The sequence below is a fragment of the Vulgatibacter sp. genome (genome assembly GCF_041687135.1).
GTDB lineage: Bacteria > Myxococcota > Myxococcia > Myxococcales > Vulgatibacteraceae > JAWLCN01.
On record NZ_JAWLCN010000003.1, the window covers coordinates 225,641 to 242,851 of the forward strand.

General features: G+C 71.3%; 11 protein-coding genes. 8 read left to right on the forward strand and 3 right to left on the reverse strand.

The window, feature by feature from the left end; all coding sequences use genetic code 11:
• The first annotated feature begins 90 nt into the window (after positions 1-90).
• Both ACESMR_RS08425 and ACESMR_RS08430 read left to right on the forward strand, forming a co-directional pair.
• On the forward strand, positions 91-2,574 hold the full coding sequence (locus ACESMR_RS08425; RefSeq protein ID WP_373046609.1) for an O-antigen ligase family protein: 2,484 nt from the start codon (positions 91-93) through the stop codon (positions 2,572-2,574).
• A gap of 177 nt (positions 2,575-2,751) precedes the next feature.
• Positions 2,752-4,410: a carbon starvation protein A gene (locus tag ACESMR_RS08430; RefSeq protein WP_373046610.1), complete on the forward strand. Its 1,659-nt coding sequence runs from the start codon at positions 2,752-2,754 to the stop codon at positions 4,408-4,410.
• A 68-nt stretch (positions 4,411-4,478) separates the two neighbouring features.
• Here ACESMR_RS08430 and ACESMR_RS08435 read toward each other — a convergent pair whose 3' ends face one another.
• The 3 genes from ACESMR_RS08435 to ACESMR_RS08445 are packed head-to-tail and all read right to left on the reverse strand — an operon-like array spanning position 4,479 to position 6,101.
• Entirely contained in the window at positions 4,479-4,940 is a 462-nt protein-coding gene (locus tag ACESMR_RS08435; protein ID WP_373046611.1) for a hypothetical protein, read from the reverse strand.
• A gap of 1 nt (position 4,941) precedes the next feature.
• On the reverse strand, positions 4,942-5,478 hold the full coding sequence (locus ACESMR_RS08440) for an anti-sigma factor family protein (RefSeq protein ID WP_373046612.1): 537 nt from the start codon (positions 5,476-5,478) through the stop codon (positions 4,942-4,944).
• Positions 5,479-5,483: 5 nt separating this feature from the next.
• Complete coding sequence (locus ACESMR_RS08445) at positions 5,484-6,101, reverse strand: RNA polymerase sigma factor (RefSeq protein ID WP_373046613.1); 618 nt, start codon at positions 6,099-6,101, stop codon at positions 5,484-5,486.
• A gap of 291 nt (positions 6,102-6,392) precedes the next feature.
• Between ACESMR_RS08445 and ACESMR_RS08450 the strand changes: the two genes are divergently transcribed.
• From ACESMR_RS08450 to ACESMR_RS08475, 6 genes are all read left to right on the forward strand, one after another.
• Complete coding sequence (locus ACESMR_RS08450; protein ID WP_373046614.1) at positions 6,393-9,806, forward strand: DUF4175 family protein; 3,414 nt, start codon at positions 6,393-6,395, stop codon at positions 9,804-9,806.
• Complete coding sequence (locus ACESMR_RS08455) at positions 9,803-11,461, forward strand: tetratricopeptide repeat protein (protein WP_373046615.1); 1,659 nt, start codon at positions 9,803-9,805, stop codon at positions 11,459-11,461. Before ACESMR_RS08450 ends, ACESMR_RS08455 begins: the two co-directional genes overlap by 4 nt.
• A gap of 2 nt (positions 11,462-11,463) precedes the next feature.
• Complete coding sequence (locus ACESMR_RS08460; RefSeq protein ID WP_373046616.1) at positions 11,464-12,453, forward strand: AAA family ATPase; 990 nt, start codon at positions 11,464-11,466, stop codon at positions 12,451-12,453.
• A 1-nt stretch (position 12,454) separates the two neighbouring features.
• Complete coding sequence (locus tag ACESMR_RS08465) at positions 12,455-13,348, forward strand: DUF58 domain-containing protein (protein WP_373046617.1); 894 nt, start codon at positions 12,455-12,457, stop codon at positions 13,346-13,348.
• A complete protein-coding gene (locus tag ACESMR_RS08470; protein WP_373046618.1) occupies positions 13,349-15,448 on the forward strand; it encodes a BatA domain-containing protein in 2,100 nt (699 codons plus the stop codon).
• Positions 15,449-15,615: 167 nt separating this feature from the next.
• On the forward strand, positions 15,616-17,052 hold the full coding sequence (locus tag ACESMR_RS08475; RefSeq protein ID WP_373046619.1) for a sensor histidine kinase: 1,437 nt from the start codon (positions 15,616-15,618) through the stop codon (positions 17,050-17,052).
• The last annotated feature ends 159 nt before the right edge of the window (positions 17,053-17,211 follow it).

A 17,211-nucleotide genomic window follows, 5' to 3' on the forward strand; every position in this document is an offset into this window, starting at 1 on the left:
TCCTGCGCCCGCCGTGGTAGCGATGCGGCGGTCCGGCGTCTCTCGTCGGAAGCGAACGAGCAGGCGGCCGGCTGGCCGCTTGGGGTAGCCGTGGAAGCGCAGCAGAAGAACCTCGGGACGGCGGCAGAAGCGGTGGCAGCAGCGGTGCTCGTCGGGGCGCCGCTCGCGCTTGGGGCGGTGCATCTCTCCGTTTCGCTCGTGGTGGCGGCGTTCGGCTGCCTCTCGTTCCTCCTGCTCGCGCTCTCGCTGCGCGGCCGCCGGCTCCACGTGGGCTGGCTCGCGCCGCTGCTCCTCCTGGTGAACGTGGTGGCGGCGCTGCAGCTCCTGCCGCTGCCGCCCGGGCTCGTCGGCCTCCTCGCCCCGGAGACCGCTGCGCTCTACCAGGCGGCGGGGGTGAAGGGCTGGCATCCGCTCTCCCTCGACGCCGCGGCGACCGCTGCGGAGGTGGCGAAGGGGATCGGCTGGCTCTGCCTCTTCGTCGTGCTGCAGCACCGCGCCGGGGAGTCGAAGCGCGCGCGCAAGCGAATCTTCGCCTACGTGGCCGGCGCCGCAGCGCTGGTGGCGCTCGTCGGACTCGGCAATTGGGTGGTGGGCGAGAAGCAGTCCCTCCTCGGGCTCTACGAGTTCTCCGGCACGAAGCCCTTCCTCTCCACCTTCGGCAATACCAACAACCTCTCCGGCTTCTTGAACCTCGGCGGGCTCCTCGCGCTCGGCCTCGCGGCGCAGGCCGACCGGATCCAGTGGCGGGTCGCCTGGGGCGCGGTCTTCCTCGCCTGCGTCGGCGGCTCGATCCTCACCGCTTCGCGCGGCGGCGCGATGGCGCTGCTCGCAGGGCTTTTGCTCCTGCCGATCCTCGGCTGGGGATCCCGGGCCCGGAAGAGCGAGGGGAGCGCGGAGAGCTGGCGGAGCTGGGCCACCATCGGCGGCGCCACCGCGGTGGCCTCGGCGATCGCGTGGTGGCTCTACAGCGAATTTCCGCGGCTCTTGCGCGAAGTGGCCTCGCTCCTCGACTTCAACGTCGCCGACGAGCAGGGCAAGCTCGAGGCCTACAAGATCGCTTGGGACGCGGCCCTCGCCCATCCCTTCTTCGGCATCGGCCGCGGCGCCTTCCACAGCGTGCAGGCGCTCTACCTCTCCCAGCCCTGGCGCGTGACCTTCACCCACGCGGAGAACGAGCCACTCCAGGCCCTCGCCGAGCTCGGCCTGCCGGTGGGCGCGCTTCTGGTGCTCGGCTTCGCCGCTGCCTGGCTCGGGCTGGTCCGCCGCGGGCGGCTCTCCTGGGCGGAGGCCGGCGCCGCCGCGGGCGCGTTCGCGCTCCTCCTGCAGAACCTCGTCGATTTCTCGCTCCAGTCGGCGGCGGGCCTCGCGCTCCTCGCGCTCTTCGCCCACCACGTGCGGCGTGAGGTCCGCGTGCGCTTCGCCCCGGTGCTCGCCTGCGCGGTGGCGGCGCCGCTCCTCGTCGGCTTGGCCGGTGCGCGCGCGTGGCCCGAGATCGACAGGGTGGGTGAGACGCTCGTCGCGTTTGGCGCCGACCAGGCGATCCCCTTCGATCACGTGGAGGCCGAGCTGCGGGCTGCGTGGGCCGAGCGGCCGGCGTGGTACCTGCCCGCCGAGATCGCCGCTGCCCGTGCCGCCGCGGAAGAGGACGGTGCAAAGCGCGCCCTGCCCTGGGTGAACCAGCTGCTGCGCCTCAACCCGCAGGCAGGCAGCGGCCACCTCCTCGCAGGCGAGACCCTCGCCAGGCTGGGCGCAAAGGGCCAGGCACTCGCCGAATTCCGCACCGCCGCATCGCTCGGCCGGCCTTCGATCGAGCGCGTTCTCGCCTGGTGGCCGGACGATGCCGAGGCGGTGCGCGCCGGGGTGCCCGCCGCGTCGCAGGCAGCGCTCGTCGCAGCTGGGCCGGTGGAGAAGAGCGGCCAGCGGGCGCTCGCCATCGAGCTCCTCGAGCGGATCGAGGAGCCGGATCTGCGCGTGCTCGGGCGGCTCTTCTGGCTGCGTCGGGCAGAAGGTGATCACGAAGCCGCCCTCGCCCTCGCCGAGCGGCTCCGGCCCCTCGAAGAGCAGCCGGCACGCGCCCTCGCGCTGCAGGCCCTCGCACTGCGTGCGCTGCAGCGCCCCGACGACGCCCGCGCGCGCTACGAGGAGGCGCTTGGTCTCGACCGCCGCAGCACCGACGCGCTCTTCGGCCTCGCCGAGCTGGAGATCGAGCAGAAGCGCTACGCCGAAGCGATCGAGACCCTCGAGCGCATCCCCGTCGCCGCCCATGCCGGTGCGCAGAATACCCGCCACTGGCTCCGCTCCCGCGCCTTCCGCGCCGACAAGAGCTTGCTCAAGGCCCGCGACGAGCTGCGCCTGCTGGTGGGCCGCGTCCCCGACAACCAGTGGTACCGCCTCACCCTCGTCGACGTGCTCCTCGATCTGGGCCAGCTCGACGAGGCCGCCACCACCCTCGAGCCCCTCGCCGACTGGGACCGCGCCGACGGCGCCCGCAAGCGCCTCGCCCAGCTGGTGGACTCCAAACGCCAGCGCGAGATGGAGCTGCTCGAGCAGCGCCTCCTCGGCACCACCCCCTGACCGACTCCCTGGGACAGGGGTTGAGCGGTGTTCACGTCGAGCGGGGCGCCCCATCAGGCGTGAGCACCGCTCAACCCCACCTCCTGCGAGGCCACGGCAACCGGCCACCTGGCATACCCGCATCACCCGGCGCCGCTGACCTGCGCTACGATCCCCCGCTCAACCGGGGGATTGCACATGAACGCCGCGCTCGTCTGCGTGGGCGGCCTCGCCGTCTTCGCACTCGGCTACCGCTTCTACTCGCGCCACCTCGCCCAGCACGTCTTCGGCCTGCGGGACGACGACCCCGTTCCCGCCCGCGTCCACGAGGACGGGCAGGACTACGTGCCCACCCACAAGCACGTCCTCTTCGGCCACCACTTCTCCTCGATCGCCGGCGCGGCGCCGATCATCGGCCCCGCCATCGCGGTGATCTGGGGCTGGGTGCCGGCGATCGTGTGGGTGGTCTTCGGCTCGGTCTTCCTCGGCGCGGTGCACGACTTCTCGACGCTCGTCCTCTCGCTCCGCCACAACGGCCAGAGCGTGGGACAGATCACCGCCTCCGTCCTCGGACCGCGCACCCGCACGCTCTTCCTGCTGGTGATCTTCTTCCTGATCTTCCTGGTGATCGCGGTCTTCGCCAAATCGATCGCCGCGCTCTTCGTCGCCAAGCCGGGCACGGTGATCCCGATCAACTTCGAGATCCTCGTCGCCGTCGCCATCGGCTGGCTCTGCTACCGCAAGAAGATCCCGCTCCTCTGGCCCTCGATCGCGGCGCTCCTCCTCCTCTACGCCTCGGTCTGGATCGGCATCCGCAACCCCATCTCGATCGAGAGCCTCTTCGGCGCGCACCAGATGACGGCCTGGGTGGTCGCCCTCCTCGCCTACTCCTTCGTGGCGAGCGTGCTGCCGGTCTGGGTGCTCCTCCAGCCCCGCGACTACATCAACAGCCACCAGCTCTTCGTCGGCCTCGGCGCGCTCATCCTCGGCCTCCTGATCGCCCAGCCGCAGATCACCGCTCCGGCGCTCAACGTCGTGCCCGCCGACACGCCGAACGTGCTGCCCTTCCTCTTCGTCACCATCGCCTGCGGCGCGATCAGCGGCTTCCACGGCCTCGTCTCCTCGGGCACGAGCAGCAAGCAGATCGCCCGCGCCCCCGACGCGCGCATGGTCGGCTTCGGTGGCATGCTCGGCGAGGCGACGCTGGCCCTCGTCGCCACCCTCGCGGTGAGCGCGGGCCTCGCCGACTGGGCCGGGCACTACCACTCGTTCGCCGCGGCGACGACGGGCGGCCTCGCCGCCTTCGTCGAAGGCGCCGCCACCTTCCTCACCGCACTCGCGATCCCCCGCGGTCCCGCGGAAGTCGTGGTCGCGGTGCTGGTGATCTCCTTTGCTGCCACCAGCCTCGACACCGGCGTGCGGATCCAGCGCTACATCCTCGAGGAGCTCGGCCAGATCTACGGCCTCAAAGCCCTGCAGAACCGCTACGTCGCCAGCTTCGTCGCGGTGGGCACGCCGCTCCTGCTCTACCTCGCCGGCCGCGAGCAGGCCCTCTGGCCGCTCTTCGGCTCGTCGAACCAGCTCCTCGCCGGCCTCTCGCTGGTGGTGGTCACGGTGTGGCTCTACGTCACCGGCAGGCCCTGGCTCTACACCGGCATCCCGATGCTGCTGGTCCTCGCCATCTCCGGCACCGCGATGGGCCTGAACCTCGCCCAATACCTCGAGGCCGGCAACTACGTCCTCGCCCTCTGCGGCGGCACCATCCTCGCCCTGCAGATCTGGGTGGTCCTCGAGGGCGTCGCCGCCGTCCGCCGCGCCCCCCGCGCCAGCGCCAGCAGCCCGGTCGCCGCCGAGTAGGAACGCAACGGCCCCTGCCGGCAATGAGCCTGCAGGGGCCGCATCGGTGCGAACGAAAGGCGAGCCGCCTACTTCGCCACCTTGTTCAGCGTCACCGGCACGAAGAGCACGCCGTCGCCGTGGGGCATCGCCGGCCCGCCCAGCACCACGTCGCCGCCGGGCCGCACCGCCACCGTGGTCTCGACCACACCGGGGATGGTCAGCTTCATCCGCGCCCGCCCGTCCTTGTCGATCGAGCGGAAGTTCAAGGTGAGCGTCTTGCCGCCGGCGAGCTCCACCGTCTCGCTCTTGCCCATCTCGACGCTGGCCTTCTTCATCGCGAGCAGCTTGTAGTTCTTGTAGGCGAAGTCGCCCAGCGCCTTGCGGAAGCGCTCGAGCCGCGGATCGTTCTCGCCCTTCTGCTTGCTGGCGAGGACCACGTGGACGGTGACGTCGGCCTTCTCTCCCTCGGCCATCGCGTGCAGCGGCGCGAAGACGGCGAGGAGGGCGATGCCGAGGGCGGCGAGCAGCGTGCGGCGCGAAGCGTTCATCTCAATTTCCCTGCACGTAGATGACCGTGGTTCCGGACTCGGTCTTGAAGAGCATCGCGTCCGTGTCCTCGGCGGTCTGCACCGAAATCACCTGGGAGAGGCCGGGGCCGCCGGCGAGCAGCGGGCCCTGCATCCGCCCTGCATCGGAAGCCCGGTGGGTGGCGTTCCACACCAGCGGCCCCGCCACCAGCAGCACCACCGCCGCGCCGAGCGCCGAGGCAGCCTGCCATTTGTGGAAGGTGAGGGTCTCGTCGAGCCACACGGTGAAGCGCGCCCACAGCGACGCCCGCTCCTCCACCGGCGGCGGCAGCCCCGCCATCACCCGGTCGGCGAAGCCGGAGAAGTCGACCAGGTCGGCCTCCTTCTCCACGGAGGCCTGCAGCCAGGAAGAGAGCGCCGCGTGATCGTCGAGCCGCGCCTGCAGCCCGGGATCCTCGCGCAGCGCCTCCTCGACCACGGCCCGCTCGTCCGGCGAAAGCTCGCCGTCGCGGTACGCGGAGAGGAGCATCTCCATCTCGATGTCGCGGCGCCCGTCCATGGGTTTCAGCCCTCTTCCTCTCCGACCCCGAACTCGGGCCGGTCACCGCCGAGGTAGCCCTCGAGCAGCTTCTGCATCTTGGCCCGGGCGTGGAAGAGACGGCTCATCACCGTTCCCTTCGGGATCTCCAGCACCCGGGCAATGTCCTCGTAGCTCAATCCGTCCACTTCGCGAAGCAGCAGGATCTCCCGGTGCTTCTCGGGGATCTGCTGCAAGGCTTCCGCCATCGTCTCGGCCAGCTCCCGCCGCAAGGCGCTCTTCTGCGGGTTGGTCCCGAGCCGCGTCGACAGGAATCCGGCGTCCGACAACTCCGCCTCGTCCTGCCCCACCTTTTCGTCGAAGGCCACGCCCTCGCCGCGCCGCGACCGGATCCGGTCGACGGCCAGGTTGCGGGTGATCCGGTAGAGCCACGTATAGAAGGAGGAGTCACCCTTGAAGTCGGCCAGGTACCGGTGGACCTTGATGAAGGCCTCCTGGGAGACGTCCATCGCTTCCTCCCGGTCCTTCAGCATGCCGAACGCAAGCGAGAACACCTTCCGCTCGTACCGCTTCACCAGCAGCCGGAACGCCTGCTGATCGCCCTCCTTGCAGCGGCTGACCAGGGTCAGGTCATCGATTTCCACCCTGTCGTCTCCGCTCGAGGTGTCAGACGATCGAAGTCGCGTCGCATTCAATGGCGCGCTCGGTTCCCGGGCGGGCCGGGCGTGAGGTCGCACCGACCCTAGCACGCAGGACCTGCGCCGCCAACGAAACCGCCGCCCCGAACGGCCCCAAAACCCCGGTTTTCCTCGTGCTCCGCGCTCGTCCGGCAGGGAGAGCACCTGGCGCACCGGCGGGCTATATTGCGGGGGAATGCCCCGCCGGAGGCCATGGTTGCCGCTCCGGCCTTCTGCTACCGCCGCCACGCAGGATCCATGACCGACCGCCCCACCCCTCCCAAGCCGCCCCGCGTGGGTGATAGCCCCGCGTCTTCGACCAGCGACCCCGCCTGGGCTCGCCGGGTGGAGGAGGCTGCCGACCTGCGCCAGCAGCCCGAGGCGCCTGCAGGCCCGGTGGAGCCGGCGGAGGTGGTGCCCCTGCCCCATGACGCCCCCTACGGGTGGACGCCCGGGCCCGGCCCCGGTACCGGCCTCGGTACCGGCTCTGGCCCGACCGCCCCCGGCCCCCAGCCGCCGCCCCTCCTCCCCACCGACGGCAGCGCCGCCCGCAAGCCCGAGCCCCTGCCGCCGCCGCCCCGCTCCGACGACGCCATCGCCGCCCTCGCCCGGGTGAGCGCCGCGCTCCGCCGCCGCGCGTGGCAGGTCCACGGTGGAACGGCCCTCCTCGCCTTCGTCGGCACCGCCGGTCTCGTCGCCCTCCTCGCAGCGGTGGCCCTCGGCGCCGGCGCGACGCCTCTCGTCCGGCCGATCGCCCTCGGCCTCCTCGCCCTCGCCGCCACGGCTGCAGCGATCTTCGCCTGGCGCCGCGCCGGCCAGCCCACCGACATCGAGCTCGCCCGGCTGCTCGAGTCCCGCGACCCCAGGGCCGCCGGCCTCACCACCGCCGTCGAGCTCGCCGGCCTCCTGCCCCTGGCCGAGCGCGACGATCTCATCGACAAGCCCTTCTCGGCGGAGCTCGCCCGCGCCCACGTCGAGGCCACCGCCCGCACGGTGCGGCAGGCCGGCCCCCGCGAGGCCTTCGACGACAGGCCGCTGCGCTGGTCCGGCGCCGCTGCGGCCCTCTCGCTCGCGCTCCTCGCCGTCGCCGCCTTCCTCGCCGAGGCCGTGACCCCGGGCCTCGGCCGCCTCGCCTTCGGCGACGCCCCGGCGGAGAACGACGGCGAGCTCCCCCGCGCGGCGCCGATCACCGGCGACATCGCGCTCACCTACCTCTACCCCGCCCACACCGGCCTGCCGCCGAAGACGGTCGAGGGGACCAACGGCGAGATCACCGCGCCCATCGGCACCCAGGTCCGGATCGAGACCCGCGCCGACCGCGATCTCGCCAGGGCCTACGTCGACGTCGACGGCGCCTCGCTGCCGATGGAGGTGAAGGGCCGCCAGCTCACCGGCACGCTGCTGGTGCAGAAGTCGGGCGCCTACCGCTTCCGCTTCGCCGACGACCGGAACCGCAACCTCGCCGTGGGGCCGGAGATCCCGATCACCGCCGCTCTCGACGGCGCGCCCACCATCGACATCCTCGCCCCGGTGGCGGAGCTCACCGTCACCGAGCGCGATCCGGTGCAGCTGCAATTCGAGGCAGCCGACGACTACGGCGTGGCGAAGGTGGAGCTCGTCTACCAGGTCGGCGGCACGCCGGAGCAGCAGGTCTCCGTCTCCTCCTACGGCACGCCGCGGCGGCGTGCCGACGGCAGCTGGGTCTGGGAGCTCGCCACCCTGAAGCTCCGTCCCGGCGACGTGGTCACCTACTATCTGCGCGCCACCGACAACGACGCGGTCGGCGGGGCGAAGCAGGGCCAGAGCCGCACCCAGACCTTGAAGGTCTTCTCCGAGGCGGAGCACCTCCGCGAGCTGATCGCGAAGGTGGAGGAGGCCTGGGAGGGCATGGTCCTCGCCCTGGGCGATCGCATCGCGCCGCGCGAAGGCCCCCGCGCCGTCCGCGGCGAGAAGCGCATCGACGCAGGCGCCCCCGCCGACGAGCAGGTGCTGCAGGTCGGCACCACGCTCTCGGACGTCGCCGGCGAGCTGCGCAAGGACGAGAAGGCGCCGCAGGAGCTCTCCGCCGCGCTGATCAACATCTCGCAGGGCGTGCTGGAGAAGGGCCGCTTCACCCGCTCCGCCAGGGCCCGCGCCCGGACGGCGCCGGGCGCGCAGCTCGCAGCCCTCGACCGCGCCGAAGCGGCGGAGCAACAGGAGCTCGAGAGGAGCGTGCTCTACCTCGAGGCGCTCCTCGACCGGCAGCGGATCCAGCAGATCGAGGAGCTCGCCCGGGAGATGGCGGGCAGCCGCCGCGAGCTCGCCAACCTGATGGAGCAATACCGCGAGGCGCCCTCGGACGCGGCGAAGCAGGAGATCCTCCGCGAGCTCGCGCGGCTCAAGGACCGCATGAACGAGCTGATGCGCCGCATGGCCGAGCTCTCCAAGGGGATCCAGGACGAGCACCTCAACGCCGAGGCGATGAAGGCGATGGCGGAGGAGCGCAACCTGGCGAGCGGCCTCGACGAGATCGAGAAGCTCCTCGGCGAGGGGAAGATCGACGAGGCGATGGCGAAGCTGCAGGAGCTCGGCATGCAGATGGACGAGATGGCGCAGGCCCTCTCCGACGCTGCCGACTCCCAGGCGGAGAACGATCCGGCCCTCGCCGAGCTGCAGAAGGATCTGCAGCAGTACGAGGAGCAGCTGCAGCAGCTCCAGCAGGATCAGGCGGAGCTCGCCGACGCCACCGAGCAGCTCAAGCGCGAGCAGGCGAAGAAGCTCGAGGAGCAGCTGGCGCAGAACGGCGAGAAGCTCATCGACGAGCTCAAGGCGAAGGTGGAGCGCGCGCAGGATCGTCTCGCGGAGGTGCCGAGCGCCGACGTTCCGCCCAGGCTCACCGAGGATCTCGGCGGTGCGCAGGAGCGCCTGCAGGATCTCGAGAACGCCCTCTCGGTGAAGGACTTCGATGCGGCGATGGAGAGCGCGGCGCAGGCGCTGGCCCATACCGAGAGCCTCGAGCGCACGCTGGAGCGCGAGCTCGGCTACGCGCGGCAGTTCAACCTGCCCGATCGCGACGCGATCGAGGAGGCGCGGCAGCCGGCAGCTGCAGCGACGCCGCTGGTGCGCGAGGTGAAGCAGAAGCTCGAGGAGATGTTCGCCAACCCGGCGCGGCAGATGAGCCCCGAGCAGCGCCAGCAGATGGAGCGGATGGCGCAGCGGCAGGGCGAGCTCGAGGAGCAGATGCGGCAGCTGCAGCAGCAGGCGCAGAAGATCGGGCAGCAGGCGCCGATCTTCGACGAGTCGGCGCAGGGCGCGATGCAGGGCGCGCAGCAGTCGATGTCCGAGGCGGGCCAGAAGCTCCGCGGCAGGAACCCCGGCGGCGCCCTCGCCTCCGAGCGCCAGGCGCAGGAGCAGCTCCAGTCGCTGCAGCAGGGGCTCGAGAAGGCGAAGCAGCAGGCCCGCAACAACCGCGGCGGCGGCGGCTTTCCCCTGCCGCTCGCAGCTGGCGGTGGCCGCGGCGAGTCGGGGATGGACGGCGACTTCGACGACAAGGAGAAGGTCGCGATCCCCGGAGCCGATCAGTACAAGGCGCCCGAGGAATTCCGGAAGGACATCCTCGACGCGATGAAGCAGGACGCGCCGGCGCCCTTCAAGGAGCACGTGCGCGAGTACTACGAGGAGATCGTCAAATGAGCGCCTTCCCCGCCGCCGCGCGAGCAGCAGCGCGGACGCTGCTCCTCACCCTGCTCTTCGTCCTGCCTGCACAGGCGTGGGCCGCCGCCGACGAGCGCATGGCTGCAGCGGAGGAGGCCCTCTCCGCCTGGGACATGCCGAAGGCGGTCTCCCTCGCCGAGGCGCTCTACGGCGAGAACCCGAGCGATCCGCGCAGCGCCTTCCTCCTCGGCAGGGTGAAGCTCCACACCGGCGACTACGAGGGCGCGGCGCGCCTCCTCGAGGACGCCGGCGCCCCCGGCACGCCGGGCGGCTACCTCGACGTGGCCCGCAGGACCCAGGCGATCACCGCGAACTACCAGCAGGTGGAGTCGAAGAATTTCGTCTTCCGCTACCCGGCGGGGAAGGACGAGATCCTCGCCCCCTGGGCCCTCGAGACCCTCGAGGCCTCCTACGAGCAGATCGGCGACGTGGTGGGCTTCAAGCCGAGCCCCGCCGACGGGAAGATCCTCGTCGAGGTGGTGGCGGACGCGGAGGAGCTCTCCGCCGTCTCCACCCTCGGCATCGAGGCGATCAAGACCACCGGCACCATCGCCGTCTGCAAATTCAACAAGCTGATGATCACCAGCCCCAAGGCGCTGCTGCGCGGCTACGAGTGGCGCGACACCCTCGCCCACGAGTACGTGCACCTGGTGATCACGAAGAAGAGCCGCAACCAGACGCCGATCTGGCTGCACGAGGGGATGGCCAAATACCTGGAGACCGCGTGGCGCGGCCCGCCGGGCAAGGCCCTCGAGCTCCCCTCGGAGGCGCTGCTCCGCGACGCGGTGAAGGCCGAGAAGCTGATCACCTTCGAGCAGATGCACCCCTCGATCGCGCTCCTGCCCACCGCCCGCGACGCGGCCCTCGCCTTCGCCGAGGTCTTCTCGGCGATCGAGTACCTGCACGGCGCGGACGCCACCAGCGTCGAGCGGATCCTCTCGCACCTCGGCGCTGGCCTCTCCGACCGCGACGCGGTGGCGAAGGTCTACGGCAAGCCCTTCGCCGTCTTCGAACGGTCCTGGCGGCACTACCTGCAGAAGCGGCCCTACCCACAGGAGAACGCGTCGGTGGCGCTGCTCGAGAAGCATTTCGCCGACGAGCAGCCGGAGGCGCCGCAGGAGCCGGAGAAGAAGAACGCCTACCGGGACCTCACCGAGCTCTCCGAGTTCCGCGCGATCAAGGACGCCCGGGCCCGGAAGGCGGCGCACCTCGGCGAGCTGCTGCGGGCCCGCGGCAAATTCGCAGCCGCCGCAGCGAAATACGAGGAGGCGGTGGCCCGCGCTGGCGCGCAATTCCCCAACCTCTCCAACAAATACGCGCTGGCGCTCCTCGAGCTGGGCGAACACGGCAGCGCCGTGCGGGTCCTCGAGTCCACGCGCGACTACTTTCCCAACGACGTCTTCACCAACCTGAACCTCGCCCGGGCCAAGATGCAGAGCGGCAAGGTGCGCGACGCCGAGCCCTTCCTCCGCACCGCGGTCTCGGTGAATCCCTTCGATCCGGAAGTCCACGGCCGGCTCCTCGCGGTGGCGAAGGAGACGGGCGACGCGGACCTCCTCCAGCGTTCGTCCCGGGCCCTCGCCCTCCTCACCGGAGCGGTTCCCGGCCAGCAGTCCACGGAGCAGAGACCTTGAGAATGGAAGCGGGTAGCGATCTCCAGGCGGTGCAGCAGCTCGGCCAGGCGCGGGAACGGATCCTGGGCGAGATCGAAAAGCGCGTGGTGGGCCAGCGCGAGGTGGTCGAGCACCTCCTCGTCTCGCTCTTCGCCAAGGGCCATTGCCTCTTCGTCGGCGTGCCGGGCCTCGCCAAGACCCTGCTCATCAGCACGCTGGCGGAGGTGCTCGACCTCTCCTTCAACCGGGTGCAGTTCACGCCGGATCTGATGCCCTCGGACATCACCGGCACCGACATCCTCGAGGAGGATCGCACCACCGGCAGGCGCGAGCTCCGCTTCGTCAAGGGGCCGCTCTTCGCGAACATCGTCCTCGCCGACGAGATCAACCGCACGCCGCCGAAGACCCAGGCGGCGCTGCTGCAGGCGATGCAGGAGAAGCGCGTCACCGCCGGTGGCCGCACCTATCCCCTCGCGCCGCCCTTCCTCGTCTTCGCCACCCAGAACCCGATCGAGCAGGAGGGCACCTACCCGCTGCCCGAGGCGCAGCTCGATCGCTTCATGTTCATGGTGGACGTTGGGTACCCCTCCGAGGACGAGGAGGTCGAGGTGGTCTTGCGCACCACCGGCGCCGCCGGCGCCTTGCCGTCGAAGGTCCTCGGCCCCGAGGAGATCCTCGCGCTGCAGGAGCTGGTGCTGCGCGTCCCGGTCGCCGAGGACACGGTGCGCTACGCGGTGAACCTCGTGCGCAAGAGCCGCCCGAAGGAGGCCGACGCCCCCGACTTCGTGCAGCACTACCTGTCGTGGGGCGCGGGCCCCCGTGCGTCGCAATACCTCATCCTCGCAGCCAAGGCGCGGGCGGTGCTGCACGGCCGCTACGCCGCCGAGCGCGAGGACGTGAAGGCGCTGGCGAAGCCCGTGCTCCGCCACCGGATGCTCCCGAATTTCACCGCGGAAGCCGAGGGCGTCGACAGCGCCCAGATCATCGACCGCCTGCTGGAGATGGCGAAATAACGTGGCTGCCCACCTGCTCGATCCGAAGCTCCTGGCCAAGCTGGGAACCACGCAGCTCCGCGCCCGCGCGGTGGTGGAGGGGATCCTCTCCGGCCTCCACCGCTCGCCGCACCAGGGGCAGAGCGTGGAGTTCGCCGAGCACAAGGAGTACGCCCCCGGCGACGAGCTCCGCCACATCGACTGGAAGGCCTACGGCAAGGTCGATCGCTACTACGTGAAGCAATTCGAGCACGAGACCAACCTGCGGGCGTTCTTCCTCGTCGACGCCTCGGGCTCGATGGCCTACCGCGGCGCCGAGGGGCTCTCGAAGCTCGAGTACGCCGCGGTGCTCGCCGCCTCGCTCTCCTACCTGCTCGTGCGGCAGCAGGACGCGGTGGGCCTCGTCATCGCCAGGGGCAAGGAGACGCGCTACCTGCCGCCCCGCGCGGCGATGGGCCATTTCCCCGCGATCCTCCACCACCTCGAGGAGCTCCAGGGCGAGGGGCCCACCGATCTCGCCGCCGCCGCCGACTGGATCGCGGAGAAGGCGCGGCGCCGGGCGGCGATCTTCGTCCTCTCCGATCTCTTCGACTTCTCCCCCGGGGCCCTGAAGCGCCTCACCGATCTGCGGCGGATGAAGAACGAGGTCACCGTCTTCCAGATCCTCGACCCCTGGGAGCTCGAGTTCCCCTTCGAGGACGCCACGCGCTTCCTCGGCATGGAGGGTGAAGGTGAGCTCGAGGTCGATCCGCGGGCGATCCGCGAGTCGTATCTCGAGGAGATCGGGCAGCTCACCGACCGCTCCAAGCGCGCCTGCAGGGACGCCGACGTGGAGTACGAGCTGGTTCGCACCGACGCGCCCCTCGACAGGCTGCTGCTGCGCTTCCTCGCGCGCCGCGAGCGGGGAGCGGCATAGGTGGGGATCTCCTTCGCCAACCCGCTGCTCGCCTGGGGCGCGCTCGCTGCAGCGATCCCGGTGATCGTGCACCTGATCCAGCGGCGCCGCCCCCGGTCCCATCCCTTCGCGGCGATCGAGCTGGTGCTGCGTTCGCAGAAGCGGAACGTGCGCCGGCTGCGCCTGAAGCGCCTGCTCCTCCTCGCGATGCGCACGCTGCTCCTGCTCCTCGTGCCGCTGGCGCTGGCCAAGCCGCGCTTCGAGAGCACCGCCGCCGCAGCCGCAGCGGCGCCGCAGGGGCCTGCCGCCACCGCCATCGTCCTCGACACCTCGATGTCGATGGGGTGGAAGGAGGGCGGCGACACGCTCCTCGACGCTGCCCGCAAGGATGCCCGCGAGGTGCTCGCCGGCCTCTCCGGCGAGGAGCCGGTGACGGTGGTGCGCTGCGACGGCGGCCCGCCGGTGGCAGCTGCGCCCTCCTTCGATCGCGCCGCCGCCCGCCGGACGATCGACGACGCCACCCTCGCCTACCGGCCTGCGGACCTCTCCGCCTGCGTCGCCGCTGCAGCCCGGGCGCTGGGCGAGTCGCAGGTGCCGGGCAAGCGGATCTACGTGGCCACCGATCTCACCGCTGCTGGCTGGCGCCTCGACGCGCCGCCGGCGACGGTGCCCACCGAGACCGGCGAGGTGCTGCCGGAGGTGACGGTCCTCGACGCGGCCCGCGGCAAGCCGATGCCCAACGTGGCGATCACCGATCTGAAGGTGGAGCCAGCGCCGGAGGTGGGCCCGCGGGGGCAGGCCTTCGTCTTCACCGTTCGCAATTTCAGCGAGGAACCCGTCGCCGATCTCGAGGCGCAGCTCGTCGTCGAGGACGGCGTGGTGGCCAAGGGCTTCGTCGAGGTGCCCGCCCACGGCGCCGCGTCGAAGAAGCTCGCCTTCCGCTTTCCCCGCGGCGGCTCCTTCACCGGCGCGGTGCGCCTCGGATCCGACGCGCTCGGTTTCGACGACGCGCGCGATTTCGTGGTGCAGGTGCCGCGCGATCTGCGCGCGCTCGTCGTCGACGGCGACCCCTCCCCGGTGCGCTACCGCGACGAGGCCTTCTTCGTCGAGGCGGCGCTGCGGATGGGCGGCGCCTCGCCCTTGAGCGTGCGGACCGTGGACGCGGAGTCGCTGCCGGGCGAGGAGATCGGTGGCTACGATCTGGTGCTGCTGCTCAACGTGCGGGCGCCGGATCCGGCGGTGGCCGAGCGGCTCCGCGCCTTCGTGGAGAAGGGCGGCGGGCTCTTCGTCGGCCTCGGGGACAACGTCGAGTCCGAGGCCTGGAACACGAGGCTGGGGCAGCTGCTGCCCCGGCAGCTCCACCTGGTGAAGACCGCTGCGGAGCGGGGCCGCGAGGACCAGCGGCCGGCCCGCTTCGGCGACCTCGACCTCCGCCATCCGGTGCTGCGGGTCTTCTCCGGCAGCGCGCAGGACGGCTTCCTCGCCGCGCGGACCTGGCGCTACTACCTGCTCCAGCCGGGCGTCGAGGGGGACGGCAGCCATGTGCTCGCCACCTGGGACGACGGCGCGCCGGCGCTGGTCGAGCGGCAGATCGGCGACGGTCGGGTGCTGCTCTACACCTCCACCGTCGATCGTGATTGGGGGGACTGGGCGATCCAGGCCTCCTTCCTGCCGACGATGCAGCAGGCATCGGCCTGGCTGGCCCGTGCGCTCGAGGAGCGGCAGCCTGCGGATCTGGTGGTGGGCGCGGTCCACGCGCTCGCGCCGAAGGACGGCCAGCAGATCGATGCGGTGGTCGGCCCCGACGGAAAGGAAAGGCCCGTCGAGACCCACGAGGGAACGCTGCAGGTGGCAGCCCTCGACGTGCCCGGGGCCTACCGGGTGAAGGCGCCCGACGGGCGGGAGATCGCCGAGCTCTCCTTCGCCGTGCGGGTGGACCCGATCGAGTCGGACACCCGGCGTCTGCTACCGGACGAGCTCAAGGCCCATCTCGGTGGCGAGCGGTCTGCCGTCGAACAGGCGCCGCTCGCCGAGCGCAAGCAGGAGACGCCGATCTGGAGCGTGCTCGCCGCCCTCGCCGTTCTCGCCTTTTGTGCCGAGGGAGCGCTGATCCGGCGCTGATCGCCGCGCGGCTGCAAGAGAAGCGGCATTGCACCGGCAGTGTGGATCGTTGGCCAGCTGACGGGACTGCCCTCGGCCCCCCGGCAACGATCCGGCGGCGCCATTGTGACGCGGACCGACCCGATCCAAAGTGCCGCGCCATGACCGGTGCCCAGAAAGATCCGCTGTTGCCCCTGATCGTTTCCGGGGATCAGGGACGGACCGACCCCGTCCCGGGCCTGGCCTCCCTCTTCGCCCACACGCCCATGGCCGTGGCGGTGCTGGAGGGCAGCCAGCTGCTCCACCGGTGGGCCAACCGGCGCTGGGTCGAGAGGCTCCCGGGACAGATGGATCCCGCGGGCGTCCTCGGCAAGTCCCTCGGCAGCGTTCTTCCCGAGGGGGAGGGCGAGCTCCTCGCCCTCTGTCGCCGCGCCCTCTCGAGCAACGAGGCGCAGCCCTTCCACGACCTCCACGTCCATGGCGCGCAGGGCGAGGTGCTCCTCAGCGGCGTCGCCCAGCCGCACGCAGGGCGCGTCGTGCTCCAGGTGCAGGCCGAGCTGCGGCGCCTGGCGCCTGCGAATGCAGGCGAGCTCGACTTCGGCGATCAGGTGCTCGAGCAGATCCCGCATCCGGTGGTCGTGCTGAACCGCATCGGTCGTGTGCTCCGGGCCAACAACAAGGCCCGCACCCGGTTCGGCGTGGAGATCGGCCAGCGCGGCGACGACATCCTCGTCGCCTCCGACCTCCGCAACGAGCAGGGCGAGCCGGTGACGGTCCGCTCCGTGGAGATCGCCAAGGCCCTGGTCGGTGAGACGATCGAGATGCGCGGCAGCGCCCGCGACCGGCTCCTCGGCGAGCGGCGCGAGTGCATCATCCACAGCGGCCCGGTGATGAAGGACGGGCGGGTCGTGGCCGGGCTGGTGATCTCGATCGACGTCACCGACCTACGCCGGCTCGAGCGGGCCAAGGACGAGTTCCTCAACATCGCCGCCCACGAGCTGAAGACGCCGCTCACCGCGGTGCGCGCCTATCTCCAGCTGGCCCAGCGACGCGGCGCGGCGGATCCCAAGGTCGGCGAGCTGATCCAGAGCGCCGTCCACGGCACCTATCGAATGCAGCGGCTCATCGCCGACATGCTCGACACCGCGCGCCTCGAGACCGGCAGGCTGCGGCTGCAGACCGAGCGATGTGATCTCGCGCGGATCGTGCTCGACGTGGAGGAGCGCTTCCGGCGCTACCTGGCCGAGGGGCGGACGATCTCCGTGCAGGTGGAGGCGCCGCTGCTCCTCGACGGCGATCCGGTCCGGCTCGACCAGGTGATCGGCAACCTGCTCTCCAACGCCCTGCGGCACGGGCCGCCGGGAAAGCCGGTGCGAATCTCGGCGCGGCGGGAGAGCAACCTGGCGATCGTCGAGGTCGCCGACGAGGGCGAGGGCGTCCCGCCCGAATTCGTGCCGCGGCTCTTCGAGCGGCTGGCCCGCGGCGCTTCGGCAAAGGGGGACGGCCTGGGCCTCGGGCTCTTCCTCGCCCGGAACCTGGCACGGCTGCACCACGGCGACGTCACCGTCGATCCGGGCAACGGCCGCGGCGCGCGCTTCGCGCTCAAGCTGCCGCTGGCGGGCTGACCGTATGGGAGGCCTGCAACGGTCCTCGACGGGCACTCCCAATCAATCCCGCTGGGTTGGTAGTCGAGGCCGGCGGGGGCCAATGTAAGCGCTTCCCATACGTAACCCGCAGGTTCCCCACTCGTCCTTCGTGGCAATGAAGGCCCCAAATATGACGGA